Origin of the sequence: Streptomyces sp. NPDC006326 (assembly GCF_040612915.1) — a bacterium.
GTDB lineage: Bacteria > Actinomycetota > Actinomycetes > Streptomycetales > Streptomycetaceae > Streptomyces.
The window spans coordinates 46,328-71,210 of sequence record NZ_JBEXRC010000025.1 but is presented as its reverse complement, the minus strand read 5'-3'; the positions used below and the strand labels follow the sequence as shown (position 1 = coordinate 71,210).

Here is a 24,883-nt window from a genome sequence, read left to right as displayed (position 1 = left end):
GCCCGATCGCCGTCCCGTTGTTCATTGCGGTCGTACCCTGCTTTCCAGTCGGTCCAGGAGCTCGTCCTCCCGGCGGTCGAACTCGGCCTCGTCCATCTCGCCCGCCTCGAACGCGGCGACGAGTTGCGCCAGCTCCCGTTGGATGGCGGAGGGGTCGTGGTACTGCCGCTCCGCCTCGGCCACCACCTGCCGCAGCACCCATGCGGTGCCGCGCACCGGAGCGGCCGGCAGCAGCAGCACCTCCGTCAACAGCCCCATCGCGGCGCTCAGCTCGCGTCGGCGAAGCTGTACGCCGGCAGCGGCCCGGTGATCTGCACGTTGAGGTGCTCGTGCTGCTCGGCCAGGGCGCGGACCGCCTCAAGGAACTTCTCCCGCTGCTCCCGTTCGACGAGGAACGACAGGTTCGCCAGCCGGCCACTGTTCTCCGGGCCGTGCCGCAGCGCCGCGGCCAGCGGGGAGAGGGTGGACTCGATCAGCAGCGCGTCGGCCGCCTCGCGTTCCTTGACCGCCCGGGCCATCAGCTCGCCGAACTCCAGGCGCTGGTCGTAACTGCCGCCACCCGCAGCGCGGTTGGCCTCCAGGCGGGCCGCCAGTTCGGGATGTGAGGACAGCACCTGGTAGAGCACCGCCTGCTCGTCGTGGTCGGCCTTCACGTTGTACTCGTCCTTGCCCTCCAGGACGTCGAGCCGCTCCAGGTAACTGCTCTCGTGCTCGTCGAGAATGGCGGCCACCGTCGCGTCGTCGGGGGAGACCCCGCCGAACCGCAGCGGCAGCACCGGCCCCCCGGCCCCGGCCTGGATGACCACGCGCTGATGGGCCAGCAGGTCACGCCGCTTGGCCTTCAGTTCGGCCGGTGCGTCGCTGACCAGCGCCAGCAGGCGTCCGCTGCGCACCGTCCGGACCGGCAGGGCCGGCTCGCCGATGCCCGCCAGTGACTCCGGCAACTGCTGGGAGGCGCGGGCGATTCCGTACACGTAGGTGCTCATTCCTTCTCCTCCCGTCGGGTGGTGGTCCGCCGGCGCGGCCGGCTCTCGGCCTTCTCCTCCTTCTCCTCGCCGTCGTCCCGGTGGAAGATGTCGGAGACGGCCTGGGCGGCGCCGCTGAGCGCGCCCTTGGACTTGCCGCGGGCTCCGGATTCGGTGATCTCCCCCACCAGGTCCGGAAGGCCGGGGCTCTTGCGCGGACCGGCTTCCAGGTCAAGGCGGTTACAGGCTTCGGCGAACTTCAGGTAGGTGTCCACGCTGGCCACGACGACCCGTATGTCGATCTTCAGGATCTCGATGCCGACCAGTGAGACCCGCACGAACGCGTCGATGACCAGACCGCGGTCGAGCACGAGTTCCAGGACGTCGTACAGCCCGCTGGAGCCGCCTCCGGAGGAGGCTGCTGCGGACTGGGCAGGGACGACGGTCATTGTTCTGCTTCCCTCTCGTGTAGGGGGCGGAGCGGGTCACCTTCGGTCCGCGCGGCCCCGTTCGTAGCGGCGGGTGCGCCGGTAGCCGAGCAATGCGCCCTCGGCGTCGAGTTCGACGTCGTACGAGGCCAGCAGACTCGTGGTGTCCGGGATCCGGGAGAGTTCGAGGACCTCGACCGAGAGCTGCCAGGCGCCGTCCTCGGCGCGCTCGCACGAGCTGACGGACTCGACGGGCAGCCGCAGCAGTTCCGACAGCTGCTCCATCGCCGCACGGATGACGCGGGCGGCCGACAACGGCCGCTCCCTCTCCGCCTCTTTCGGTGTGCCGTTGTGAGATGTGTCTGTCATGTCTTCCTCCTGCCGCGTATGGCCGGTCGCCCCGGCTCCAAACCCCGCACGGCAAAACCGAGGGGCCGTGCCCGCTGACGCGGCACGGCCCCTGGGCAGGGAGCGGGATCCCGTTACGGCGTGCTCGGGCAGTGCGCCGCGCGTGGCCGGGTGAAGTACTGGGCGTCCTTGGGGCGTGATGCGTCATGGCTGCCGGGGCGCGGAGCCGGCTCCATGTGGGGTATGTACTTGGAGCAGTGGATGTAGGCCTCCTCGACGGTGAGGTGGACCCACAGGTGCTGATTGCGGCCGGGCGCGGAGTCACTGGGCAGGCCGGGGTGGAGCAGGCGCAGGTCGGCGTCGTGGTAGAGGCGGGCCACGCCGTTGACGTGGAGTCCCACGTGGTGGTGGGTGAAGTCCACGAAGAGCATGCCGAGATGCGGGTTCTCCAGCATGTTGCCGGCGCTTGCGAGCACGCCGTTCCCGCGGAACTCGGGGTAGGCGAGGGTCCGGTCGTCGATCACGTGGACGAACCCCGGCGGTCCCGCCCGGAAACTCGCGTCGCATTCCCCGTGGGAGTCGGCGGTGGCCAGGAAGACCATGGCCTGGCGGCCGATGAACTCACGCATCTCCGGTGTGAGGTGGGGGTGTACCTGCTGGTCGTAGAAGCGTGCGGCGCGGTCGGCGGTTCCCAGGTGCTGCTGCAGCCGGTGTTCACCGGCTGATCCGAAGGACGGCGGCGGCATGGTCACGGGAGGTTTCTCCTGGCAGGGCGGATGGGGAGCGGCTCAACGGGCGGAGAGGACGGGGGTCTCGAAGGGGTCGTGGTGGATGTGGTCGGGCAGCGTGCCGTGGAGCGTGAGCGTTTCACTGGCGGAGACGACCATGGAAGCGGGTCCGCTGAGGAAGACGTCGTGCTGGTACCAGGGCCCGTACTCGGCCAGCACCTGCGGCAGGGAACCCCGGATCCCGGGGACGTGTTCGTGGGAGACCGCGCCGCGCAGGGTCAGCCAGTGGTGCCGCTGGGCCATCCGCAGCATGTCGTCGACCCCGTACAGCTCCGCGCCCGTGCGGGCGCCGAGGAACAGGTCCACCTGGTGGCGTCCACCGCGGCGGGCCACCTCCTCGATGAGGGCGCGGATCGGGGCGAGACCGGTGCCGCCGGCCACGCAGAGCAGGTCGCTGTGGACGGCCGCGTCCAGCACCATGTCACCCATGGGTGCTCCGAGGTGGAGGAGGTCGCCCACCACGGCCCGGTGCACGAGTGCCTCGCTGACCGTGCCGCCGGGCACGGCGCGGACGTGGAAGGTGAGGGTGCCGTCCTCACGCGGGGCGTTGGCGGGGGAGTAGTAGCGCCACTGCTTCGGCCACCACGGGGTTTCCACACTCACGTACTGCCCGGCGGCGTATGCGTACGGTATGTGGGGACGTACGGTGATTTCGGCGATGCCGTGACCGCGCGAGAGGCGGTGCACCACCGTGGCGGGCCACACGGCGGGCCGTACCGCCTCGTCCTCCTCGGCCGCACTGATCATGACCTGGGCGATCGCGCCGTACGCCTTCGTCCAGGCGGCGGCGATGTCCTGGTTCCAGGCCGGGCCGGCGTAGCGGGCCAGAGCGGCGAGCAGGCATTCGCCCACCGCCGGGAAGTGCGCGGCGAGGGTCCCGAACTTGCGGTGGTCGCGGCCGAGGTGCCCGCAGAAGCGGACCAGCCCCTCGGTGTCGTCGACGAGGTCCACGATGCGCAGGAGCGCCCGCAGGAGGCGGCCGCGCTGGGCGTCCATCCCGGGCGGGAACATCGGACGCACCTCGGGGTAGCGGGCGAACAGGATGGCGTAGAAGTAGACCGTCATCTCCTGCGCGAGGGGTTCCACCACCGCCACGGAAGCCCGGATCAGGGCGATCTCGTGATCGGACAGGGGTGCTTCGGCGGCCGGTGGTGCAGCGGGAGCCGCGGCCGGAGCCGGTGTCGGGCTTCTTTCCTCCCGGGGCAGGGGTGCGGACGGACTGCTGGGACGGTTGATCCGGAACCTCAAGGGGCCAGCGCTCCTCCTCTCGCGACTTTCGATGGCTTCTGCCGGGTGGAGCAGGGTTTGGCCTGTTTCAAGGAGCCTCGTCCCCGGAGTGTGCCGAGGGCGAGGGCGGAACCTTCACCGAATCTACGTGCCGAGGGAGGGGCGGGAGGGGTGAACAGTGCAAGCATGGGTCCTCATTGGGGTCGATAACCGAAAAAGCGGACGGGATGCTTCCGGATATCACATGATCCTCAATGAGGAAGCCGACGTGGGGAAGGGGTGTATCCGCTAGATCTCGCCCGGAGATCTTGTCGCTTCCCCAGAACGCCGGTATGGCCTCAGCCTCGGCCGTCGTCGGCCTTCCGCACCGCAGCCGGCCGCCAGGGGGCGAACGCACTCGCCGTGCGCGGCAGGAGGCCCGCGAGCTCGGGGCAGTGCCGCAGCACGACACTGGTCATGCCGTTGCGTTCGATCCAGTCCATGCCCAGCGGCGTGTATACCTCGGGCCGGAAGTCGACGGTGAGGAAACGATCGCTCTGCAGCCGGCGGGTCGCCATCAGGATGAAGATGCGGAAGGCGGTGTCGCTGAAGCCGAAGCCGCGCGGCGGGTTCTCGGCGAAGAGGCCGACCATGGTGTCGATCTGGTCGACGTCCCGGTAGACCTCCTTCAAGCGCGCGACCGTCTCCGGATCCGTGGAGACGTCCTCGAACCGGCGCACCCGCGGCTTGTGCAGTCCCGCCCGGAAGTCGTTGTAGCGGGGGACCCCGCGGCGCCGCGTCCGCACCAGGTCGACCACCGACAGGTCGATGATCTCGCCGTCCCGCTCGAAGGCCTGGAGGGCGCGCGGATAGTTGTGCAGGGTGATCGCCCCGGGATGGGCGCTGCCGAGCGAGTACAGCGCGTTGGCCAGGCCGGTCCTGCGCATGAGCGGTTCGGCGGCGGCGCCCTGGACCTCGTTGAAGCCGAGGGTGTCCAGCCGCCTGCCGAGCCGGTGGTCGACGATCTCGAAGTCGTCGGGGAGCAGCGGGTGCATGCGGTAGACGGTGACGAAGTCCTCGGTGAGGGAGTACGGAGTGCCGTGGTGGTCCGGCAGGGTCTTGGGGATCCCGGTCAGTGAATGCGCTTCGAAGAGCCACAGTCCCAGCTGTTCGAGCCATTTCCTCGGCGGTCCCTGCCAGTTGGTCTTCAGTCCGATGTCGATCACTTCGGTGGCGAGGATGGCGGGGGTCCACTCCACCGTGTGGATCTTCGCGATGAGCGCCGAGACGACCAGGCGCGCCGTGTCGTAGACCCGGTCCTCGTCCAGCCGCGGGTACTCCTGCCGCAGTGCCTCGCACACGGCGTTGTGCTCGCGGGCGAACAGGGTCTGCATGGCGCTCAGGCCGTACCACCAGCTCTCCGCGAAGCCGGTCAGCGGCAGGCCGTCGGGCCCGATCGGCAGGTGCCCGTCCTCCAGCCGCAGGGCCGCGCCGCCGCCCGGCTCGCGCAGCGACCGTGCGGAGTCCGCGTCACCGCCGTAGACCTCCGAACCGTCCCACCAGTGCGAGGCCACATTCCCGAAGAGGATGGGCGGCATCACGTCGCCGGGCGGGCGCAGCCCCTCGTTCTCGGCGAAGCGCATCACCTTCTCGGGCCGGCCGCCCGGCCTGTTCTTCCAGGTGACACCCGGCGGCAGCGGCACCTCGACGGACTGCGTACCGGTGGGGTAGCGCTTGTGGTTGACCCAGTCGTGCACCTGGAACTGGATCCAGGCCGCGGCCAGGATGTTGAGCGAACGCGCCGGGATGAAGGCGTCGCGGTGCAGCAGCTCCCGGCTGACGGTGACCGGATTGGGTACGTCGAACAGATCCGGCTGGTAAACGGGCGGGAGGTTGCGGCCGAAGGCGGCCCCGACCGCCCCCATGTGCGGTGCGGACAGGTCGTTGTAGGTGCCGTCGTGGCTCCGCGCGATCCGCAGCTTCTCGTCGACGGGCCCGGGCACGGGCTGGGCCCGCGGCGGTGCCTCCCGGACGTCGGTGTCGATCAGGTTGTCCCGGCGCAGCTGCTGCCGGAAGGCCACGAGGTTCAGCAGGCCGAGGCGCGTGGGCAGCCGGTGCCAGGGCACGCAGCGGTCGAGGCCGCGGAAGGCGGCGCGCAACGGCACGCCGAGTACGGCATTGCGGCGCGGTGCGGTACCGGCGAACCGGTACCCCAGGCGGTGGGCGCTGGAGGCCTCGTAGGCGACCTTTCGCGCCCGGTTGAGGTTCCCCAGGGGCCGGAACTCCTCCGTGGTGTTCCACGGGTTGAAGGCGAGCTGGTCGACCCGCTCGGCTGCTGCCCGCGCCGGTGCGGAGTCGATGTCCTGGCGCGGGACGGTCAGCACCGCCACCCGCACCGGCGGCGTGTCCTGCTCCGTCCACTCGGCCGCGCCGTCCTCGACGGGAGTCAGGCGGGCATCGACGTACCGCTGGACGTACAGCTCGAAGACGACGTCGGCCGTACTCAGCCGCTGCGCGAGCTCATGGTGCAGGTGGTCGGGGTCGGAGCCGGACGGGGCCGGCGCCGGCGCAGTGCCCGCGGCCGGGCGCAGCTGGTAGCGCACCGGTCCCGCCCCGCCCCACAGGACGGCCCCGCGGCTCCAGTACGTCTCCAGCGCCAGGCTGCGCACCGTACGGCTCGTACCCGCGCGCACATTGCGCCGCATGCGTGCGGCCGCGGACCACCCGACCGCGAAGGGCAGGGTGACGAACAGCGCGAGGGCCTTGCGGGGCGTGGAGTCGGCGCCCGCCATGGCCTTGGCGAAGGCGACGAACTCGCGGGCGTTGCGTGCGTGCGAGACCGGATGGCTCGTCATGAGGAGGTCGTGCGCCTCCTGCGGTCCCACCGCGACGCGCAGGGCCGCTCCGTGCAGATCGGGGGCCTGATCGGGCTGACGGGTGCCGCTCGCATTGGAGAGCCGGACGGTGACGGGATACTCGGCGCCGGGGCGCGCGAAGCCGGCCCGCAGGTCCGCCGGCAGGTCGTCGAGGAACCTCAGCCGGGCGTTCTCCACGCCGAGGGCCGCCTTGGCGTGGAACGTCCTCGCCAGGTCGGCGGCGCCGCTGCGCTTCCTGGCCTTCAACTGCACCTGCATGAGCTCGCGGGCGAGCCGCTCGAAGACGAGCCGTTCCACCTGCGGATGCCCGCCCACGTAGCGCTCGTACCGGCCGATCTCGTCCATGTCCACACCACCACCCTCACGCCATGGGGCGGCCGCGTCGCGTGGGACGGGGCAGACGGGTGTCACCCGGCTCCTGCCGCTCCCGCACCGGCCCCGCCCCGGTGCGGGAGCGGGATGCCCCGGGTGCTGGCAGACTGGTTCCTTAAGGACCGCACAGCAGTGCCGTCCGGCGCGGGTGAACATCCTTCCCGCCACTCGCCGCCCCGAGCGCATGAGTCGATACCGGCTGCTCCTCGACGTCGGACGGGCTCGACGTCCGAAGAGGGGCGGCGGGACGAGGGAACGCCGATGAGAGTCTACGAAGCCATCGTCAAAGGGCTGGAGAGCATCGGGGTGCGGGCCGCGTTCGGCGGCGCCGGTGAGAACGCCGCCGGCCTGATGCTCGCCCTGAAGCACTCGCAGCAGATCCGCCCCGTCATCACCCGACACGAGCAGGCCGCGTCCTTCATGGCCTGCGGCTACGCGATGTACACCAACGAGCTCGGCTTCTGCTTCGCCACGGCGGGCCCCGGGGCTTTCAACCTGTTCTCCGGCCTGGCGGTGGCGATGTCCGACTCCTACCCCGTGCTCGCCGTTTCGGGGTACGCCTCCCGGGCCTGGCAGGGATGGGGCTCGCTCAACGAGACCTCGGGCCTGAACCGGACGCCCGACTCCCGGGCCATGTTCGCCGCCACCACGAAGAAGTCCTTCCTGCTCACCGACGCCGCCGACACCTGCGACGTACTGGAGGAGGCCGTCAACACCGCCTTCGAGGGCAGGCCGGGGCCGGTGCACATCCACGTACCCGAAGACCTCACCCACCGCGGCGTCGAAGTCGGCAACTTCCGGCCCGTCCGGCTCGACGTCGCACCGGTCGTGCCCGATCCGCAGCGCGTCGAGGAGATCGCGGCGGTGCTCGCCGGCGCCCTCGCGCGGCGCGAGCGGATCGTGGCGCTCGTCGGCTTCGGCGCGATCCGCAGCGGAGCGGGCGCGGAGATCAGGCGGCTGATCGAACGGTTCCGGATCCCCCTGCTCACCACCCTGGACGGCAAGGGCATCGTGTCCGAAGGTCACCCGCTCTCGGTCGGCGTCTTCGCGGACAGCGGGCACTCCAGCGCGTGGAAGGCGTTCCGCGAAGCCGACGTCGTGGTGTGCATCGGCAACTCCCTGAACCAGCATGCCACGTTCAACTACCGCGAGGACCTGTTCGAGAACAAGGTGCTCGTCCACGTGAACATCTCCGAGGCCGAGTTCCACAAGGCCTACCGGCCCGACCACGCCCTGCGCTCCGATGCCCGTCTGGGCGTCGCGGCCCTGCACGAGGCGCTGGAACGGAAGGTGGGTGACGTCCCGGCGGTCGAGGTCGAGGGCCGGGACTACGAAGCCCGGCACATCACCCACCTGACGGGAAAGATCCACCCGGGGGAGCTCGCCCAGGCGATCGGCCGGATGCTGCCCCCGCAGGCGATCCTCCTCGCCGACGCCGGAGCACATCTCGCCTGGCTCGGCTACTACGTGGAGCTGGAGGAGGGGCAGAACTTCCGCAAGGCCGGCTCCTTCGGACCGATGGCCGGGCACGTCAACGGAGCGATCGGCCTGAAGGCCGCACACCCGGAACGCACGGTCGTGGTCGGCTGCGGCGACGGCTGCTACGCGTTGTCCGGTTTCGAGCTGATGACCGCCGTCGAGCACGAGATCCCCGTGATCTGGATCATCTTCGACGACCGGGAGTTCAAGCTCATCAAACTCTTCCAGCTCACCACCTACGGAGAGTCCGCACTCGTCGAGTTCCAGAACCCCGACTTCGCCGCCTACGCGCGGGCGTGCGGAGCCGAGGGCTACCGGGTCGAGACGCTGGACGAGTTCGAGAAGGCCTTCCGTGACGCGCTGGCCTCCGGGCGCCCCGCCCTCATCGACGCCAGGATCACGCGGTGGGCCGTGCCGCACTACAGCCCCTCGCCCGACGGGGTCATCGCCGGCCTCGTCGAGACCCTCGAAGCACGTCTGCGGGACTGAAGACCGGACCGGATACCGCCCGACCCGACCCGACCGGATCGCCCGCGCCGTGAAGGGACAGCCGAATGAAGTTCCCGCTGAGCACCCAGAGCCGTACCGGGCTTGAGGACCTGATGAACCGCCCGCTGCTGCAGTCGATCTGGCGTCGGCGCACCCACCGGGTCAGCCGCGGCAGTTCGGTCGAGGCCGGGTCGATGAGCTGGGCCTCCACCGCGCCGCGAGCCCCGCTGACCGAGCTCGAAGAGGCCGTCCTGATCGCCATGACGGGATGCTCAGGCCTGACCATGCCCGATCGCCCCTTCGCCGACCCGCGCGACGGCAAGCCCATCATGGCCAAACCGAACCTCAACATGGCCGGCCGTACCGCGGGCAGTCCCGACAACGCCCAGGGCACCCACTTCTTCCTGATCAACGACAGCGGTACGTACTTCCTGCGCAGACTGCCGCCGCCGCCCGACGGTTCGGCGACGGCCTTCGACCCGGAGACGCTCTGCTCACGCGCCGCCGAGGCCAAGGTGCAGCTGCTCGACCACCGCATCGACGTACCGGAGGGGAAGCGCGACTTCCCCGCCTACCTGGACTCGAACCGGTTCCTGTCGAACCTTCCCGGCACCACCGTCCTCTTCCCCGTGGTGGACCTGTCGCGCCAGTACATCAACGGGCTGATGTACCTCCTGACCCAGCCCGAGGGAGCCCGGCCGTCGATCGTCGACGACCGGAACCTCTACCGCTCCGCCGGCGTCCGCAAGTGGGTCGACTCGGGCTTCCTGAACAAGGACAACAAGCTGCCCCTGGGCGCGATCTGGGCCATGCGCACGCAGATCGAGGCCGACCTGCTGTTGCAGAACCTCATGCTCACCGCCGACGCCATGGGCCTCGGCGCCTGGATCCACGCCTCGCTCGCCCCGCCGATCATGCTGGGCGACCCGAAGTTCCGTCCCACGTACGGGCCCATGCTCGCCTTCGACTGGGTCACCCCGCGGTGGAGGCCGGCGGACGTGCTGCGGTGGCACGTGCCGCTCCCGCGGTACGCGTCCCTGCGGGCCGGCCCTGTCGGGCTCCGGCACAACGGCGAGCACCTGATCAAGGCCATGTGCCCGCCCAACTACCCCGACATGGGCGCAGCGGTCGACGAGGTCGTGGCGGGCAAGTTCGGGCCGGCGGGCATCTACTCCGACGAGGGACTGTTCGCGCGCATCTACCGCGGCGACTTCGGCAGCCAGTACCTGCACCAGGCGAGCAACTACTCCGCCGACGTCATCGCCTGTACGCGGGACATCTGCACCTACATCCACGAAACGCACGGACGCTTCCCGGCGCACTGCGACACGATCCACGTCCCGGGCGTGTGGCTGCAGGCGCACCACGTGGAGAACGGCTACTACGAGCGGTACTTCCGCGAAGGTCTGACCGAGGCCCACCGCACCCACGACCAGCACTGGCACGGGGCGGGGTGAGCGCCGGCCGCCCGGGCGGCGAGGCGTTCCGCACACCGTCCGAACAGGCGGCGGCCCAGGCAGGAGCCGGCGAGGCCGATGACGGCTCCTGCGGCGACGTCGCTGGGGTAGTGGGCGCCGCCGTGGACCCGCTGAAGCGCGATGGCCGCCGTCAGGACCCCGCACGGGACGGCCGCAGCAGGCCAGGCGGCCGCGACGGACGCGGTGAAGCCGACCGCGGCGACGGTGTGGCCGGAGGGGAAGGAGGAGGTGTCGGGCCGGTCCTCGACCTGGTCGTGGGGGATCAGCTCCTTGGGCGGTCGGCGGCGGTCCCCCAGGTGCTTCACGACACCGCCGAGGGCCTGCGCGGTCCACATGCCGGCCAGCCCCGCGGCTGCGGTCCGCCGTCCGCGGGGCCCGCCCGCCGCGGCCATGAGCGTGGCGGCGCCCAGCCACAGTTTGGTGTGTTCGGCGGTCTCCTCGACGGCCGGGAGCACCCTGCGGGCCAGCACGCCCGTCCACGAGGCCGCCGACCGGGTCAGCGCCTGGTCGAGGGCGCGCAGGTGACGCACCGGACGGGGAGGCGCCCCGGCTGCGGCCCGGGCGCCCCGGGGAAGCGCGGCCCGGTCACTGTGCACGCCGTTTGTCCTCCTCGCTCCACTCCCGCGTGTCGCGCGGTTCCACGTACGGCTCGTCCCGGGCGGGCAGTCCGCCGGCAATGGCGCGCTCCCGGCTCATCTCCGCGTCGAACTCCAGGCCCAGCAGGATGGCCAGATTGGTGATCCACAGCCAGACGAGGAAGACGATGACGCCGGCGAGGGTGCCGTAGGTCTTGTTGTACGAGCCGAAGTTCGCCACGTACAGCGCGAAGCCGGCCGAGGCGATCATCCAGATCACCAGCGCGAGGAAGCTGCCCGGTGTGATCCACCGGAACCCGCGCCCCTTCGCGTTCGGCGAGGCCCAGTACAGCACGGCGATCATGATGGTGACGAGGAGGACCAGCACGGGCCATTTCGCGATCGACCACACGGTGACCGCCGTGTCGCCCAGCCCCAGGGCGTCTCCCGCGCGGCGGGCGAGGGTGCCGGTGAACACCACGATCAAAGCACTCATCGCCGCCATGACCATCAGCCCCACGGTGAGGGCGAGCCGCAGCGGCAGCACCTTCCACACGGGCCGGCCTTCCGGAATGTCGTAGACCGCGTTGGAGGAGCGGATGAACGCGGCGACGTAGCCGGAGGCGGACCACAGCGCGGCGATCAGGCCGACCACCGCCAGGATGGAACCGGTCCCCGGGCCGCCTTGCAGCTGGCGGACCGCGCCGGAGACGATGTCCCGCGCGGCGCCGGGAGTCAGCTTCTGGAGGCTGTCCAGGACGGACTGGGTGGCGGACGTCCCGGCGACTCCGAGCAGGGACACCAGGACCAGGAGGGCGGGGAAGAGGGACAGGACGCTGTAGTACGTCAGCGCGGCGGCCCGGTCGGCCAGCTCGTCGTCCTTGAACTCCTTCAGCGTCCGCTTCAGCACTGCCGACCAGGACTTCTTCGGGAGTTCCGTGGGCTCGTCGGGCGCGTTGCGCTCCACTTCGGGACCGGGACCGGGTCCGGGTCCGGCATCGGGCCGGTGCCGGGGCCGACGGGCCTCATCGCGCCCGTCCCTGTCTGGGGGAGGTGGGGTGTCCTTCATATCAGGCGACTGTCCTGTCCGGTCCCCGCCAAACCTCCCTGACCCGCGCCCCGGCCGGCCTGTGGCCGCGGCCGCCGGCGAGCGGCCCCGGAGGGCGGGTGGACGCCGAAGAGCCGGGTACACGGCCGCAGAGCGCCCTGCTCGCACCCCCATCCACCACTGGCCTCCGGAGGACGCCCGATGAAGGGACTGTCAGGCTTCCGCAGCTTCATCCTGCGGGGCAACGTCGTCGACCTGGCCGTGGGCATCGTGATCGGCGCGGCGTTCACCGCCGTGGTCAACGGCTTCGTCAAGGCGTTCCTGACCCCGCTGGTGGGGCTGGCCGCGGGCGCGGCGGGAGACTTCACCGACAAGACGTTCACCCTCGGGAAGACCGCCTTCCCGTACGGCAGCTTCATCAACGCCACGATCAGTTTCGCCCTCGTCGCCTCCGCCCTGTACTTCCTGGTCGTCGCCCCGATGAACAGGCTCCACGAGCGGTTCGCCCCGCACCAGGACGTCCAGGCCGACAAGCGGGACTGCCCCGCCTGCCTGAGCCCCGTGCCCGCCCGCGCCCGGCGGTGCGCCTTCTGCACCGGGGAACTCGAACCCGTTCCCGTCCCGTCACCTCCCGCGCAGAGCCCTCCGCACCCGCGCCGGCGAGCCTGAGCGGGCCACCGGCAGGGCGCGTGTTGAACGCGTTCAAAGCATCTGACAGTATGGCCGCGCAGGCGAACCTGCGGGAGCGGGCGGGAGGTGGATCCGCCTGCCCTGGTGCCCGGTTCGCCATGAATCCGGAGGTCAGTGCGCCGTGGTCATCGCTCTTCTCTTCTTCCTGTTCGTGGGTCTGATCGTGGCGGTGACTCCGGGGGCGGTCCTCGGGTACGCCTTCGTCGCGCTGAGCGGCCGGTGGTCGCCGGCGGTCAGGCTCCCGCTGCTGCTGGTCGTGGCGGCGGGTACGGCAGCGTTGTGGCTCGGCATCGTCGGAGCGGCCACCTTCTGGCGGCCGGCGGTCATGGCGGTGTCGTTCTTCGCGACGCTCGTGTCGGGAGCCGTCTTCCTCGTACGCGAGTCCCAGAGGCGGCGCGCCCCGCGGTCGCCCGTCGTGGTGTGGCCCGGCTGGCAGCCGCCGGCCGACTCCCGGTGAGGGCGCAGCCGGAGGCGGGAGGCCGGAGGCTGGAGCCCGGCGGCCGGAGGCAGGCCCCGGCTACCGGTCCGCCGGCGCGGCGGCCGCCTCCGCTGCGTAGAGGGCGGTGAGTTCCGCGCCCAGCCGGGCCAGTCGCCCCCGTACCTCCGGCGGCTCCAGCACCTCGATCCGTGCGCCCAGCCCGGACAGGTGCGCGGCGAGAGCCTGGGGTGCCGGGCCGTCCACCCACACCTCCGTCCAGCCGTCCGGCAGCGGGTCCCCGATACGCAGCCGGCCGCCGGAGAGCCGTTGCAGCAGGGGCAGCGCGCCGGGCTCCACCCGGGCCCGGGCGGTCACCGCGTACAGGCGCTGCTCCACCTCCTCGGCCAGCGCGCGCCACGCCTCGGCCAGATCGAAGCCCGGTGGCCGCACCACCGCCTCGCCCGTCAGCTCGACCGAGGTGACCCGGCTGAGGCGGAAGGTCCGCAGGCCCTTGTCCGTACCGGCGACCAGGTAGTCGACGCCCGCCTTCGCGACGAGGCCGAGCGGGTCGGCCAGGCGCTCCCCGGCCGGTTTGCCGACGCTCTCGTAACCGAGCCGGATCCGGGTCCCCTCGACCACCGCCCGCTGGAGCGCAGCCCGGTGCCCGGCGTCGGCCGTGACGGGCGTACGGGACCAGTCCGTGCCGTCGGTGACCCCCGCGCGGGAGGCGGCCTCGGCATCCGCCCGAAGGGTCGGCGGCAGCGCCCGGACGAGCTTGCGCAGGGTGGTGCGCAGTTCGGGGGTGGCCGTCAGGGGGCCGGTGACCAGGAACAGCGCCCTGATCTCGTCGGCCGTGAGCCCCGTGAGGTTGGTCCGCGCGCCGCCGACCAGGGACCAGCCGCCGCCGCGCCCCCGCTGGGAATAGACGGGGATGCCGGCCGCGGCCAGTGCCTCCAGGTCGCGGCGCGCCGTCCGCTCGGACACTTCCAGTTCGGCGGCGACCTCGGGGACCGTGACCCGTCCCCGCTCCTGGAGGAAGAGCAGCGTCGCCACCAGACGGTCCGCTCTCATCACCCGCCACCCCGCCCTCGTCCGCGCCTGCGTGCCATTCTCCCTGAAGACCTGGGAAAAGAGGCCAGAGGGTGGCCACTTTGGCGTCGAGGATGGGCCCATGAACGAAAACGAGCAGTTCAACGCCCCCGCAGTGCTTCCTTCCACCCCCGTCGACCCCCGCCTGGACCTCGCCGCGGCCGTCGATCTGGCCGGCCGCACCCTCGCCGCCGTACGGCCCGACCAGTACGACGCCCCGACCCCCTGCGAGGAGTTCGACGTCCGGCGGCTGTCGAGCCACCTCGTCGCCGTGGTGCGCCGGATCTCGGTGATCGGCCGGGGCGAGGACCCCTTCAGCGTGCCGTCCTTCGCCGACGAGCTCGCGGACGGCGAGTGGGCGCCCGCCTGGGAGCCCGCGGCCCGCGAGGTGGCCGCGGTCTGGGCCGACCCCGGGATCCTGGAGAAGCCGCTGACCCTGCCGCTCGGTGTGGTGCCGGGCGCGATCGCCGCGTCCGTCTACGCCCACGAACTGACCGTGCACACCTGGGACCTGGCCACCGCGACCGGTCAGCAGCCCGAGTGGGACCCGGCGGTGCCCGAGCGGCTGCTCGCCGTGGTACGCCGCGCCCTGCCGGCCGAAACCCGCGGCGGCCGGGTGCCCTTCGGCGAGGTCGTGGCGGTCCCCGACGACGCTCCGGCCATCGACCGGCTGGTGGCCTGGGCGGGCCGCCGACCGCGCACGTGAGCCGCTGCCCAGGCCGCTGACCCCCACCAGGCGGGGGACGTCAGCCGCCTTCGCCGGCCGTGACGTCACGTCGACTCCTCCTCTCCCTCCCGGTGCAGGGGCGCCCGCGAGGCCGGGTCCGCTGGGCCGGGCGCCGCGCACAGGACAGCACGGAGCAGGGACCGCGTTGCCCGGGGATCGTTTCTGCGCATCCGGAATCACCCGGACGGCCGAGCATCCCCGGGGCAATACCGTTTCAGCAGGTCAGCTGGCCCGTCAGGCCGTCGTCCGGTGGTACGGGAGGGGCTCGGCGGCCGTTCGGGTGAGGGCGAAACGATCCCTTCGGCGCGTGGGCTTACTGGCACGCCCGGGAGGCCGGGACCATCCTCTCGCCCGGCCGCCGTGCCGGGCCGCCGCCGCCGGGCGTGCCGCCCGACGGGCGCACCCGCAGCGGCGAAACCCCCTGCACCTCGGATGGGAGTCCCTCTGTGGGATTGACGACAGCGACGATCGCCGCCGAACTTGAGGCGGCGAGCAAGGTCGGTGACCCGAAGGCCGACGCACTGGTCTCGGACCTGATCGACAACAAGGAGATCGACGGGGTCAACGCCCTGTTCCGCACCATCGGCACGCTCAAGCCCGGCCAGGACCTCTCGCAGTTGCCGCCGCGGCTGGCGGAGTTCCTCAAGGAGTCCGCGGCCCCGCCGCCGGACTGGTCGGAGGCGGACGTCAAGGCCGCCGAGAGCTTCTTCGGCCACCACCACGGCGAAGTCTCGATGCTCCAGGGAACGGTCGGCCTGATCGGCACGTACCTGTCCCCGACGGGTGCCTTCACCCTCCGCTCCACCGGCCGTCTCGGCGGAGTCGAAGGCCCCGGCCGGCGCCTGTCGCAGTCCTCCCGCCTCTTCCTCGACATGGGCAACAAGAACGCCATGCGCGACGGCACCCTGGCGGCGAACGTCACCAAGGTCCGCCTGGTCCACGCGTCGGTCCGCCAGTTGCACAAGAAGAGCGGCGAATGGGACTACGCCAAGTGGGGCGAGCCGGTCTCGCAGAAGTACACCACCGGCGCCGCCTGCGTCTTCTCCACCCAGATCCTCCAGGCCATGGCACGCCTCGGCGTGGACGTCTCGAAGGACGACGCCCACGGCTTCATGTGCGCCTGGCACTACGTCAACCACTACCTCGGCACCCCCGAGAAGTGGCTGCTGCCCAAGAACGCCGACCAGGTCGAGGCCCTGTGGAACCAGGAACGCGACAAGGAGTGGAAGAAGACCGACGACGGCGTCTTCATGACCAAGCAGGCCGTCGACTTCTACAAGAAGTTCTACCCGCCGGGCGTGCACGACGCGTTCTTCGCCATGGTCCGCCATGCGCTGAGCGACAAGTACGCCGACATGGCCGGCCTCCCCAAGAGCGTCCTCGGCGCGGCGGCCGAGCCCCTGGCCGCCGGCCACGGCCTGGTCAGCGGCGTGGGCGGCGGCCTCCTCGGCGGCAGCACCAAGAAGGCCACCGGAGTCAACCCGTACAAGGACATCCTCGGCATTGCCTCCAAGGGCTACAACGAGGTCCAGAAGTTCGCGCTGACCCAGGGTGAGGACGACCAGCCCCAGATGCACCAGGAGCTCCACGACAACCGCTGACCCCGAAGGCGGGCAGGGGGCCGGTGCCCCCTGCCCCCGCACGGTCCGGACTGCGGCCGCGGTTCACCGGCACGGCGCCGTGGCCACGAGACGCTCGACCGTGCTCCACGCAGAAGGCCGGGAAGAGTACGGGGTCACAGGCCGGTCCAGCTCTCCCGGACGCGGTCGCGGAGCCAGCGGTGGGCCGGGTCGGCGTCGTTGCGCGGGTGCCAGGCCATGCCGAGGGGCACGGGCGGGAGGTCCAGCGGTATCTCGAACGTGCGCAGCCCCAGCGCGTCCCGGTGGTGCGTCGCGGAGTCGGCCGGGACCAGGCAGACCAGATCCGTCTCCCGGCACAGGAAGAGCGCGGCGCCCCAGCTCGGCACCACGGCGACCACCCGGCGGCGCAGCCCGAGCTCGGCGAGCCGGTCGTCGATGGGACCCCGGACCCGCCCCTGCCGGGAGACCCCGATGTGGTCGGCCGCCGCGAAGGCCCGGGCGGTAACCGTCTTCCGGTCCGCCAGCGGGTGTCCGCCGCGTACGGCGGCGAGGAGCCTGGTCCGGCCGAGGGACTCGACCCGGGTTTCCGGGTCGGGATGTCCGATGACGCCGATTTCCAAGTCGAGCCGGCCCTCGCGCAGGGCGGGCGTGCCCTCCAGGGCCTCCGGCATGAAGCGCAGGGTGACGCCGGGTGCCTGGCCGGCGACGGCGCCGACGAGCCGGGCGGCGAGCCCGGCGAGCACCATCCCGCTCGCCTGGACGGTGAAATCACGGACCAGCCGCGCCGGGTCGGCGACGGGCTCGGGGACGAGGAGGGCGCGTGCCTGCCGGACGAGGGCGTGCACGCGCGGCCGCAGGTCCACGGCGCGCGGCGTGGGGACGAGCTGCCGTCCGGCGCGTACGAGCACGGGGTCGCCGAGGAGCGTACGGATGCGCCCGAGCGTGCGGCTCATGGCGGGCGCGGACACGTGCAGCCGGGCGGCGGCCCCCGTCACGCTCTCCTCCTCCAGCAGCGCGTCCAGGGCGACCAGCAGATTCAGGTCCCACTGCCTGCCGAGTCCGTCCCACTGGCTGCCGAGTCCGTCCAACGCGCTGTGTCCCCCCTCACAGGCCGGCCCGTCCGATTCCCGTGCGACCAGCTCCCTTTCGCCCCATGCAATCACACCTTGCCAGGTGTGCACTGGAGTTAATCCGCCCGGCGTTCCAGCCTTGGGGCATGACAGAGACCCAGAAGGACACGGACGTACTCGCCGTGGCGAGCCAGAGCGGCCCCACGATCACCTTCTTCGACGCGGCGGACTTCCGCCGGCTCGGAGTGCTGGAGGTCCCGAGCGAGCCGCACGAGCTGTGCTTCGACCCGGTACGGCGGCGGCTGTACGCCACGATCACGTACCGCTCCGGCTACTACCACGCCAACGGCGGCCGTGCCCAGGAGCTCGTGGTCATCGACCCCGACCGGCGCCGGATCCTCGACGTCGTCGACCTCGCACCGGAACGCGCCCCGCACGGCATCGCCCTGGACCCGTCGGGCGCGTTCCTGTGGGTGAGCGTCGAGGCGCACGGCGCCGAGGAGGGTGCCCTGGTGGCGCTCGACGCGGACTCCCTCAAGCCGGTGCGCCGGCTGTCGGTGGCCGCGCCCGGCCCGCACTGGTTCGCGCTCACGCCGGACGGCCGCCGTGCGTACAGCGCGAACAAGGAGGCGCCCTTCCTCTCGGTCGTCGACCTCAGTCGGGGCGGTCCGGCCGGCCGGATCGAGGTCCCCGGCAGCGAGGGCATCGCGATCTCGCGCGACGGACGGTTCGTCTACGCGGCCGCCCCCAAGGGGGACTTCACGGTCACCGGGGCGGTGCCCGGGGCCGGTGTGCGCGTCATCGACACGGCCACCGGCGCCCTGGTCCGCACGCACCGGACGGACGGCCTGGTCTTCCCCGTCCACGTCACCGCCACGGATCTGGTGCTCGCCGGCGAACTGCGCATGCGGGCGGGCGGGTCGGGCCTGGGGGAGCAGGCGCCGGGCCTCCTGCACGTGTACGGGAAGGACGGTGCAGAACGCGGCCGCGTGGAGGTGGGTGCCTTCCCCCTGACGATCACCTCGTCACCCGACGGCAGGTACGGCTACGTCGCGGCGGTCTCGTCCAGCACGGTGACGGTGGTGGACCTGGCGCGCACGGAGGCGGTGGCGACCCTCCACGTCGACCGCGCGGGGGAGCCGGGAGCCCACGGGCTCGCCTACGTCCCGGCACCGGGCGCCTGACCGTCCGGCTAACACGCGGTCGAAGGCCCGTTCTGGCGGGTGAGGTTGTCGTTGGACATCCAGCCGGCCGTGTTCGTGCCCTCGATACGGACGTAGGTCCACTTGTTGCCGTGTGCGTTGACGACGGTGCAGTGGTACCAGACCTTGGTGCCGGTCTTGGCCAGGGACACGGCGGGGCAGTTCTGGTACGGCCCGGTTTCGAGGTGGTAGTCGCCGGACATGTAGCCGTACGTTCCCGGGTGCGGGTCCCGGTGGCTCCAGCCGCCGCAGGCCGTCGGAACGGGACTGGGCCCGGCCGCTGCCGGGGCCGTCGACCGTGGTGACGGGCTGCCGGTTCCCTTCGGTCCCGGGAAAACGGGCGCGGACGGGCCGCCGGCCGGGCCGCCCCGGGAGGGCCTTGAGGTCTGCGGGGCCGTGCCGCCTGCGCCGGCCTGGCCGCCGGCCGCGGGGGAGCCGCCCGGCGGCACGGCCGTCCGGGCCTGCTGACGGCCCGTCGAGCCGTCGGGGCCGGCCAGCGCGTACGTGGCGCCGCCCGCGGCGATGACGGCGGCGGCCGCCCCGGCGATCAGGGCGGCCCTGCGCCCCCGGCTCCCGCCGCGACGCGGTGGGGGCAGCTGCGAGGGGACCGTCGGCTGACCGGGCGGTGCGTACCCGGCGTACGCGGACTGGGGGCAGGGCTCGCGGAACGCTCCGGCTCCCGCTGCGGACGCCGCCGCCGGCGGCGGCCCGAATGCGGCAGGCGCGGGGGCCGGAGCGCCGGTCGGCGGCGCCGTGGACGGCGGTGTCATGGTCGGCGGCGCCATGGACGAGGGCGCGGTCGGAGTCGGCGCGGCGGCCGCGGGAACCGGGCCGGCGCCGGGCGTGCCGGCCGGCGCCGCGAGGTCCGAGGTGGCGCCGGCCGCCACCTGCTCCAGCATCGCCCGCGCCTGGTCGGCGGTGGGACGGCTCCGCGGATCCTTCGCCATCAGCGCCTTCAGCACGGGCGCGAGCGGTCCCGCGCGCCGCGGCTCGGGGAGCGGCTCGGTGACGATCGCCGACAGCGTGGACCACACGGAGGTGCGGCGGAACGGCGACGTGCCCTCCACGCAGGCGTACAGCGTCATGCCCAGCGACCAGATGTCCGAGGCAGGGCCGGGTTCCTGCCCCTGGGCGCGCTCCGGGGGCAGGTAGTCGAGCGAACCGACGAGTTCACCGCTGCGCGTCAGTTTGGACAGGGCCTCGTCCCCGGAGGATTCCATGCTGGCGATGCCGAAGTCCGTGAGCACCACCCGTCCGCCCGGCTCCAGCAGCACGTTCGCCGGCTTGACGTCCCGGTGCAGGACCCCGGCCCGGTGCGCCGCGTCCAGCGCGGACATGATCTCGGCGCCGACCGCCGCCGCCGCACGCGGATCCAGACTGCCGCGCTGCGCGAGCACGTTGTCGAGCGAGGGGCCGTCGACGAGCTCCATGACGATGACCGGCAGCCCGCGCTCCTCGGTCACATCGTGGACGGTGACCACGCCACCGTGCCGGATACGGGCGGCGGCCTGGGCCTCCCGCTGCATCCGGGCGCGCAGATCCGCCAGTTCGGACCCGGAAGCGTCGGTGTACGCCCGCAGGACCTTGACCGCGACCTCCCGGTCGAGGAGTTCGTCCACGGCCCGCGCGACCACGCCCATACCGCCGCGGCCGATCACGGCCGTCACCCGGTAGCGCCCCCCGAGTACCGTACCGACCAGCTCTTCGCCGTTTGCTTCCTCCGGTGGCACCACACGCTCCGTTCCCTGGCCGGCCGTCCGTCGACGACCGGGGCGGCCACAAGGATAGAGCGCATGATCATGTGAAGCGGTTCCCGTCCCACGGTCGCGCGGGCCCCGGAAGGACGTACCGGCCGTGGTCAGACGGTGGTGGGGAAGCGCTGCCAGACGCGGTGGTCGGACAGCAGCCGGGTGATCTTCGCCAGGGCGGTGGGGCCGTCGTCCGCGAGGACGATGCCGGGCTGGTCCGCCGCGATGCCGGCGGCTTCGAGGAGAGGGGAACTGCCGTTCCACCCGCCGATCGCCTTGCCGTGCCGGTAGGCCTCGGTGAGCAGCATCAGGACCCGCGGGTCCGCGCTGCCGTTCCCGGGGCCGCCGGCCTTCGCGTCGCGGGCGCCGTGCGCATCGGCGCCCGCCCGGGGGATCCCGGAGAACAGGAGGGCGTCGAATTCGATCGAGCGGGCGTTGGCGAAGGTGCGCTGGACGGTGAGCCGGTCCGGGTGTGCGCCGGTGCCCAGGGCGGCGCCGGTCGGGGCGATGACGAGCGGCACCATGCCCGCCTGCAGGGCCGCGTCCCGCGTGGCGCGGACCCCGTCCAGGTCGGCGGTCGGATCGGCCACGATGCCGACGACCCGGCCGTCGATCGGCCAGGACCGGCCGAGCTGGGACAGGGCGGGGCTCGGTTCGACGTCCGCCGGTGGGACGGTGGCGGACGGCGCCGCCAGCCCCAGTCCGTCGGCGACCTGCGCGCACAGGTCCGGGTCGATGTTGGCGAGGACTCCCAGCACGCGCTCCTTCACGGCCTGCTCGTAGCACTTGCTCAGCTCGAAGGTGTAGGCCGCGATGATGTGTTCGCGCTCCACCGCCGACATGCTCCGCCAGAACAGCCGCGGTTGGGTGAAGTGGTCGGCGAACGAAGCGGGTGCCTCCCGGACCTTGCGCGCGGCGGGCACTTCGACGGGTGTCTCGACGAAGGCGGCGGAGTCGGCGCCCGCGAGGAAGGGGCAGCCCGCGTCGAGCGAGTTGGGCCGGTAGGGGGCGACCCCGGCGTGTACGGCGCTCTGGTGCATCCCGTCGCGCAGCATGTCGTTGACCGGGGTCTGGGGGCGGTTGATGGGGATCTGGCCGAAGTTCGGCCCGCCCAGGCGGCTGATCTGCGTGTCGAGGTAGGAGAAGAGCCGGCCCGCGAGCAGTGGATCGTCCGTGACGTCGATGCCGGGGACGAGGTGGCCGGGGTGGAAGGCGACCTGTTCGGTCTCGGCGAAGTAGTTGCTCGGGTTGGAGTTCAGCGTCATCAGCCCGATGGGCTGCACGGGCGCGAGCTCCTCCGGAACGATCTTCGTGGGATCGAGGAGGTCGATGCCCTCGAAGGTCTGGTCGGGGGTGTCGGGGAAGGTCTGGATGCCCAGTTCCCACTGGGGGAACGCCCCCGCCTCGATGGCGTCGGCGAGATCGCGGCGGTGGAAGTCGGGATCCGTCCCGCTGGTGATCTGGGCCTCTTCCCAGACCATCGAGTGCACGCCGAGCTTCGGCTTCCAGTGGAACTTCACGAGCGTCGTGGCGCCACCGGCGTCCACCAGGCGGAACGTGTGGACGCCGAACCCCTCCATCATCCGGTAGGAGCGGGGAATGCCCCGGTCGGACATGTTCCACAGGGTGTGGTGGGTGGCCTCGGTGTGCAGGGAGACGAAGTCCCAGAACGTGTCGTGCGCACTCTGCGCCTGCGGAATCTCGCGATCCGGATGGGGCTTCCCGGCGTGGATGATGTCGGGGAACTTGATGGCGTCCTGGATGAAGAAGACCGGGATGTTGTTGCCGACCAGGTCGAAGGTGCCCTCTTCGGTGTAGAACTTGGTGGCGAAACCGCGCGTGTCCCGCACCGTGTCCGCCGACCCCCGGGAGCCGAGGACGGTGGAGAACCGGACGAACACCGGTGTCTCGGCGTCCTTGGCGAGGAAGGCCGCTTTGGTCACGGACTCCGCCGTCCCGTACGCCTGGAACACGCCGTGCGCCGCGGCGCCGCGCGCGTGCACCACGCGCTCGGGAATGCGCTCGTGGTCGAAGTGGGTGATCTTCTCGCGCAGGTGGTGGTCCTGGAGCAGCACCGGCCCCCGGGCACCCGCCCGCAGGGAGTGGTCGGTGTCGTGGAGCCGGGCGCCCTGCGCCGTGGTCAGGTACGCCCCGCTCTGGGCGTTGCGGGCCTGTTCCGCGCCGGTGGGCTGGCCGGTGGGGCTGACCGTCTCAGGGCCGCTCTGGTCCGGCTTGGGAGGCGGCGGCCCGGTCGGTTCGGTGGGCTCGGCCAGGGGCGGCGCATCCCGTCCGGGCCTGCCGGGCACCGCGCCGCCGCCGGCGGTCGCGTCCCGGTCGGGGTTTCCCTCAAGCGGCTGCTTCGCAGTCATCGTCTCTCCGTATCCAGGCAACAGATGTACCACTCATGACCGCGAACAACAGAGGCTAAACGGGGTAAAACACCCATTGGTTTCGCCTTTGAGGCCCGACAGGGTCGCACCTGACGTCAAGTCAGGGCCACGCCAGGGCCGGATCGGGGTCGGGTGAGGGACTTCCCCGAGGCCGGCGCAGTGGGCGGGGCGGCAGTCTGAGGGACATGCAGACCACCACTGACCGGCGCCCCTCCGCCGTCCGCCGCCGGACCGCAGCGCTCGCAGCCGCCGCCGCTCTCGCCGCCGCCGTCACCGCCGCGGCAGCCGTGCCCGCGGCCGCCGCCGAGGCGCCTCCCGTCCCTTCGTACGACTTCAGCGACTGCCCGGACCTCCCGGCCGGTGCCGACGCGACCCGGTGGAAGTGCGAAGTCCTGACCGCCACCGGCTCGATGACCCTCGGAAGCCGGCACGTCCCCGCACTCGCACCGATGACCCTCACCCACGCCGAGGGCCCCATGCCCGACGGGAGCAAGGGCCAGGTCTGGGGCGCGCTGCGCAGCGAGCCGACGCCCGTCCCCGGGGGTCTCCTCGGCAACCCGGCCGGGCACGGGCTTCCGCCGCTGCTCTCCCTGTCCCTGCAGCCCGAGTACGGCGGCCGGTCAGACTTCTACTCGGTCGGCAACAGCCTCGGCCTGTTCACCGTCCGCTATCGCGCCATCGGCCCGTTGCTGCCGCAGGGCTGCGTCATCGGCGGCGACGCCCCGCTGGAGATCCGCTTGCAGCGCGTGGGCGACTCCCGGTGGGTCTCGAAGAACCCGCCGGTCATCGCATTCGACGCGAAGGACGAGCTCTTCACCGCACCCGCCGCCGAGGGCTGCGGCCCGCTGGGCCGTCTCGTCAACGACCGGCTCGGTCTCCCGGCGGCGCAGGGCAACGCGATGACACTGTCCGCGACCTACACCTTCAAGACGTACGACCAACTGCCGCCGCACTGACCCGCAGGCGGTCCGGAGACGCCCCGCCGCCGCGCCCGGCAGGCCGCGTACGGGTCAGGTACGGGTGCGGGCGTTGCCGAGCCGGCTGACGACGGCCGGGTCCCAGTGGGCGAAGAACAGGGAACGTCCGGTGTCCAGGGCGGCGATGCGGGCCATCTGCTCGGCGGTGAGCTCGAAGTCGAAGACGTCGATGTTCTCCGCCATGCGGTCGGCCCTGACCGACTTCGGGATGACGACGACCTGCCGCTGGACGAGCCAGCGGAGGACGACCTGCGCCACGGACTTGCCGTGCTCCGCGCCGATCGCGGTGAGGGCCGGGTGGGAGAAGAGGTTGTTCCGGCCCTCGGCGAACGGCCCCCAGGATTCGATCTGGACGCCGCGCTCCCGCATCAGCTCCTGGTCGGCGGTGCGCTGGAAGAAGGGGTGGGTCTCGATCTGGTTCACCGCGGGGGTGATCTCGTTGTGGTCGATGAGGTCGATCAGCCGGTCCGGATAGAAGTTGGACACGCCGATCGCCCTGGCGAGGCCCTCCCGGTGGAGGCGCTGCAGGGCGCGCCAGGATCCGTAGACGTCGCCGAACGGCTGGTGGATCAGATAGAGGTCGAGGTGGTCCAGGCCGAGTCTGTCCAGCGATCGCTCGAAGGCGCGCCGGGTGTTGTCCTCGCCGGCGTCCTGGATCCACACCTTGGTGGTGACGAACAGTTCCTCACGGGGAATGCCGCTCTTCCCGACGGCGCGGCCGACGGCCTCCTCGTTGCCGTAGGCGGCCGCGGTGTCGAGGAGCCGGTAGCCGGCGGCCAGGGCGTCGGTGACGGCCTGCTCGGTCTGCTCCGGCGGGATCTGGTAGACGCCGAAGCCGAGGACGGGCATCTCGACGCCGTTGTTCAGCGTGACGGTCTGCATGGGCTTCCTCCGGGTACGTGACCTGCTGCCCGGCATTCCGGGCCGCAGCGTCCGGCCG

22 protein-coding genes are annotated in these 24,883 nt (G+C 71.9%); 8 read left to right on the top strand and 14 right to left on the bottom strand.

The window, feature by feature from the left end:
• Positions 1 to 21 precede the first annotated feature (21 nt).
• The 7 genes from ABZ128_RS20450 to ABZ128_RS20420 form a co-directional block, all read right to left on the bottom strand.
• A complete protein-coding gene (locus tag ABZ128_RS20450; protein WP_356850042.1) occupies positions 22 to 258 on the bottom strand; it encodes a gas vesicle protein GvpG in 237 nt (78 codons plus the stop codon).
• 8 nt (positions 259 to 266) lie between these two features.
• A complete protein-coding gene (locus ABZ128_RS20445) occupies positions 267 to 986 on the bottom strand; it encodes a GvpL/GvpF family gas vesicle protein (RefSeq protein ID WP_356850040.1) in 720 nt (239 codons plus the stop codon).
• Positions 983 to 1,414, bottom strand: coding sequence for a gas vesicle structural protein GvpA (locus tag ABZ128_RS20440; RefSeq protein ID WP_356850039.1), 432 nt, complete (start codon positions 1,412 to 1,414; stop codon positions 983 to 985). Before ABZ128_RS20440 ends, ABZ128_RS20445 begins: the two co-directional genes overlap by 4 nt.
• A gap of 36 nt (positions 1,415 to 1,450) precedes the next feature.
• On the bottom strand, positions 1,451 to 1,762 hold the full coding sequence (gene gvpO / locus ABZ128_RS20435; protein WP_356850037.1) for a gas vesicle protein GvpO: 312 nt from the start codon (positions 1,760 to 1,762) through the stop codon (positions 1,451 to 1,453).
• A gap of 113 nt (positions 1,763 to 1,875) precedes the next feature.
• Positions 1,876 to 2,487, bottom strand: coding sequence for a pyridoxamine 5'-phosphate oxidase family protein (locus ABZ128_RS20430; protein WP_356850097.1), 612 nt, complete (start codon positions 2,485 to 2,487; stop codon positions 1,876 to 1,878).
• A 42-nt stretch (positions 2,488 to 2,529) separates the two neighbouring features.
• Positions 2,530 to 3,615: a globin domain-containing protein gene (locus ABZ128_RS20425; protein ID WP_356850035.1), complete on the bottom strand. Its 1,086-nt coding sequence runs from the start codon at positions 3,613 to 3,615 to the stop codon at positions 2,530 to 2,532.
• Between the two features lie 479 nt (positions 3,616 to 4,094).
• Complete coding sequence (locus ABZ128_RS20420; protein ID WP_356850096.1) at positions 4,095 to 6,956, bottom strand: peroxidase family protein; 2,862 nt, start codon at positions 6,954 to 6,956, stop codon at positions 4,095 to 4,097.
• 288 nt (positions 6,957 to 7,244) lie between these two features.
• Here ABZ128_RS20420 and ABZ128_RS20415 point away from each other — a divergent pair, with 288 nt between their 5' ends.
• Together ABZ128_RS20415 and ABZ128_RS20410 are read left to right on the top strand one after the other, a co-directional pair.
• Complete coding sequence (locus tag ABZ128_RS20415; protein ID WP_356850033.1) at positions 7,245 to 8,951, top strand: thiamine pyrophosphate-binding protein; 1,707 nt, start codon at positions 7,245 to 7,247, stop codon at positions 8,949 to 8,951.
• Positions 8,952 to 9,016: 65 nt separating this feature from the next.
• Positions 9,017 to 10,408, top strand: coding sequence for a hypothetical protein (locus ABZ128_RS20410; protein WP_356850032.1), 1,392 nt, complete (start codon positions 9,017 to 9,019; stop codon positions 10,406 to 10,408).
• Here ABZ128_RS20410 and ABZ128_RS20405 read toward each other — a convergent pair.
• Both ABZ128_RS20405 and ABZ128_RS20400 read right to left on the bottom strand, forming a co-directional pair.
• Positions 10,333 to 11,025: a phosphatase PAP2 family protein gene (locus ABZ128_RS20405; RefSeq protein WP_356850031.1), complete on the bottom strand. Its 693-nt coding sequence runs from the start codon at positions 11,023 to 11,025 to the stop codon at positions 10,333 to 10,335. The genes ABZ128_RS20410 and ABZ128_RS20405 overlap by 76 nt on opposite strands.
• Entirely contained in the window at positions 11,015 to 12,073 is a 1,059-nt protein-coding gene (locus tag ABZ128_RS20400; protein WP_356850029.1) for a YihY/virulence factor BrkB family protein, read from the bottom strand. Before ABZ128_RS20400 ends, ABZ128_RS20405 begins: the two co-directional genes overlap by 11 nt.
• A gap of 180 nt (positions 12,074 to 12,253) precedes the next feature.
• Between ABZ128_RS20400 and mscL the strand changes: the two genes are divergently transcribed.
• Complete coding sequence (gene mscL / locus ABZ128_RS20395; protein ID WP_356850027.1) at positions 12,254 to 12,721, top strand: large conductance mechanosensitive channel protein MscL; 468 nt, start codon at positions 12,254 to 12,256, stop codon at positions 12,719 to 12,721.
• A 142-nt stretch (positions 12,722 to 12,863) separates the two neighbouring features.
• Positions 12,864 to 13,199 carry a hypothetical protein gene (locus ABZ128_RS20390; RefSeq protein ID WP_356850026.1) on the top strand — a complete coding sequence of 112 codons (336 nt, stop codon included), beginning with the start codon at positions 12,864 to 12,866 and terminating at the stop codon, positions 13,197 to 13,199.
• Between the two features lie 60 nt (positions 13,200 to 13,259).
• Here the strand turns inward: ABZ128_RS20390 and ABZ128_RS20385 are convergent, their stop codons facing one another.
• Positions 13,260 to 14,231 carry a WYL domain-containing protein gene (locus ABZ128_RS20385; protein WP_356850025.1) on the bottom strand — a complete coding sequence of 324 codons (972 nt, stop codon included), beginning with the start codon at positions 14,229 to 14,231 and terminating at the stop codon, positions 13,260 to 13,262.
• Between the two features lie 100 nt (positions 14,232 to 14,331).
• Here ABZ128_RS20385 and ABZ128_RS20380 point away from each other — a divergent pair, with 100 nt between their 5' ends.
• Complete coding sequence (locus ABZ128_RS20380) at positions 14,332 to 14,955, top strand: TIGR03086 family metal-binding protein (protein ID WP_356850024.1); 624 nt, start codon at positions 14,332 to 14,334, stop codon at positions 14,953 to 14,955.
• Positions 14,956 to 15,422: 467 nt separating this feature from the next.
• Positions 15,423 to 16,577: an oxygenase MpaB family protein gene (locus ABZ128_RS20375; protein WP_356850023.1), complete on the top strand. Its 1,155-nt coding sequence runs from the start codon at positions 15,423 to 15,425 to the stop codon at positions 16,575 to 16,577.
• Positions 16,578 to 16,711: 134 nt separating this feature from the next.
• On the opposite strand, the gene ABZ128_RS20370 is transcribed toward ABZ128_RS20375, so the two are convergent.
• Positions 16,712 to 17,644 (bottom strand): LysR family transcriptional regulator, encoded by a 933-nt coding sequence (locus ABZ128_RS20370; RefSeq protein ID WP_356850021.1) that lies wholly within the window; start codon positions 17,642 to 17,644, stop codon positions 16,712 to 16,714.
• A gap of 128 nt (positions 17,645 to 17,772) precedes the next feature.
• Between ABZ128_RS20370 and ABZ128_RS20365 the strand changes: the two genes are divergently transcribed.
• A complete protein-coding gene (locus ABZ128_RS20365) occupies positions 17,773 to 18,810 on the top strand; it encodes a YncE family protein (RefSeq protein ID WP_356850020.1) in 1,038 nt (345 codons plus the stop codon).
• Between the two features lie 8 nt (positions 18,811 to 18,818).
• Here the strand turns inward: ABZ128_RS20365 and ABZ128_RS20360 are convergent, their stop codons facing one another.
• Positions 18,819 to 20,558, bottom strand: coding sequence for a serine/threonine-protein kinase (locus ABZ128_RS20360; protein WP_356850095.1), 1,740 nt, complete (start codon positions 20,556 to 20,558; stop codon positions 18,819 to 18,821).
• A 128-nt stretch (positions 20,559 to 20,686) separates the two neighbouring features.
• A complete protein-coding gene (locus ABZ128_RS20355) occupies positions 20,687 to 22,945 on the bottom strand; it encodes a catalase (protein ID WP_356850019.1) in 2,259 nt (752 codons plus the stop codon).
• A 206-nt stretch (positions 22,946 to 23,151) separates the two neighbouring features.
• Here ABZ128_RS20355 and ABZ128_RS20350 point away from each other — a divergent pair, with 206 nt between their 5' ends.
• Positions 23,152 to 23,922, top strand: coding sequence for a hypothetical protein (locus ABZ128_RS20350; RefSeq protein WP_356850018.1), 771 nt, complete (start codon positions 23,152 to 23,154; stop codon positions 23,920 to 23,922).
• Between the two features lie 54 nt (positions 23,923 to 23,976).
• Here the strand turns inward: ABZ128_RS20350 and ABZ128_RS20345 are convergent, their stop codons facing one another.
• Positions 23,977 to 24,825 (bottom strand): aldo/keto reductase, encoded by an 849-nt coding sequence (locus ABZ128_RS20345; RefSeq protein WP_356850017.1) that lies wholly within the window; start codon positions 24,823 to 24,825, stop codon positions 23,977 to 23,979.
• Positions 24,826 to 24,883: the final 58 nt, after the last annotated feature.

Excerpts from the sequence above, each read along its gene's own strand:
- ABZ128_RS20450 (WP_356850042.1), bottom strand. The coding sequence starts at position 258 with ATGGGGCTGTTGACGGAGGTGCTGCTGCTGCCGGCCGCTCCGGTGCGC.
- ABZ128_RS20445 (WP_356850040.1), bottom strand. The coding sequence starts at position 986 with ATGAGCACCTACGTGTACGGAATCGCCCGCGCCTCCCAGCAGTTGCCG.
- ABZ128_RS20440 (WP_356850039.1), bottom strand. The coding sequence starts at position 1,414 with ATGACCGTCGTCCCTGCCCAGTCCGCAGCAGCCTCCTCCGGAGGCGGC.
- gvpO (WP_356850037.1), bottom strand. The coding sequence starts at position 1,762 with ATGACAGACACATCTCACAACGGCACACCGAAAGAGGCGGAGAGGGAG.
- ABZ128_RS20430 (WP_356850097.1), bottom strand. The coding sequence starts at position 2,487 with ATGCCGCCGCCGTCCTTCGGATCAGCCGGTGAACACCGGCTGCAGCAG.
- ABZ128_RS20420 (WP_356850096.1), bottom strand. The coding sequence starts at position 6,956 with ATGGACGAGATCGGCCGGTACGAGCGCTACGTGGGCGGGCATCCGCAG.
- ABZ128_RS20415 (WP_356850033.1), top strand. The coding sequence starts at position 7,245 with ATGAGAGTCTACGAAGCCATCGTCAAAGGGCTGGAGAGCATCGGGGTG.
- ABZ128_RS20410 (WP_356850032.1), top strand. The coding sequence starts at position 9,017 with ATGAAGTTCCCGCTGAGCACCCAGAGCCGTACCGGGCTTGAGGACCTG.
- ABZ128_RS20400 (WP_356850029.1), bottom strand. The coding sequence starts at position 12,073 with ATGAAGGACACCCCACCTCCCCCAGACAGGGACGGGCGCGATGAGGCC.
- mscL (WP_356850027.1), top strand. The coding sequence starts at position 12,254 with ATGAAGGGACTGTCAGGCTTCCGCAGCTTCATCCTGCGGGGCAACGTC.
- ABZ128_RS20385 (WP_356850025.1), bottom strand. The coding sequence starts at position 14,231 with ATGAGAGCGGACCGTCTGGTGGCGACGCTGCTCTTCCTCCAGGAGCGG.
- ABZ128_RS20380 (WP_356850024.1), top strand. The coding sequence starts at position 14,332 with ATGAACGAAAACGAGCAGTTCAACGCCCCCGCAGTGCTTCCTTCCACC.
- ABZ128_RS20365 (WP_356850020.1), top strand. The coding sequence starts at position 17,773 with ATGACAGAGACCCAGAAGGACACGGACGTACTCGCCGTGGCGAGCCAG.
- ABZ128_RS20355 (WP_356850019.1), bottom strand. The coding sequence starts at position 22,945 with ATGACTGCGAAGCAGCCGCTTGAGGGAAACCCCGACCGGGACGCGACC.
- ABZ128_RS20350 (WP_356850018.1), top strand. The coding sequence starts at position 23,152 with ATGCAGACCACCACTGACCGGCGCCCCTCCGCCGTCCGCCGCCGGACC.
- ABZ128_RS20345 (WP_356850017.1), bottom strand. The coding sequence starts at position 24,825 with ATGCAGACCGTCACGCTGAACAACGGCGTCGAGATGCCCGTCCTCGGC.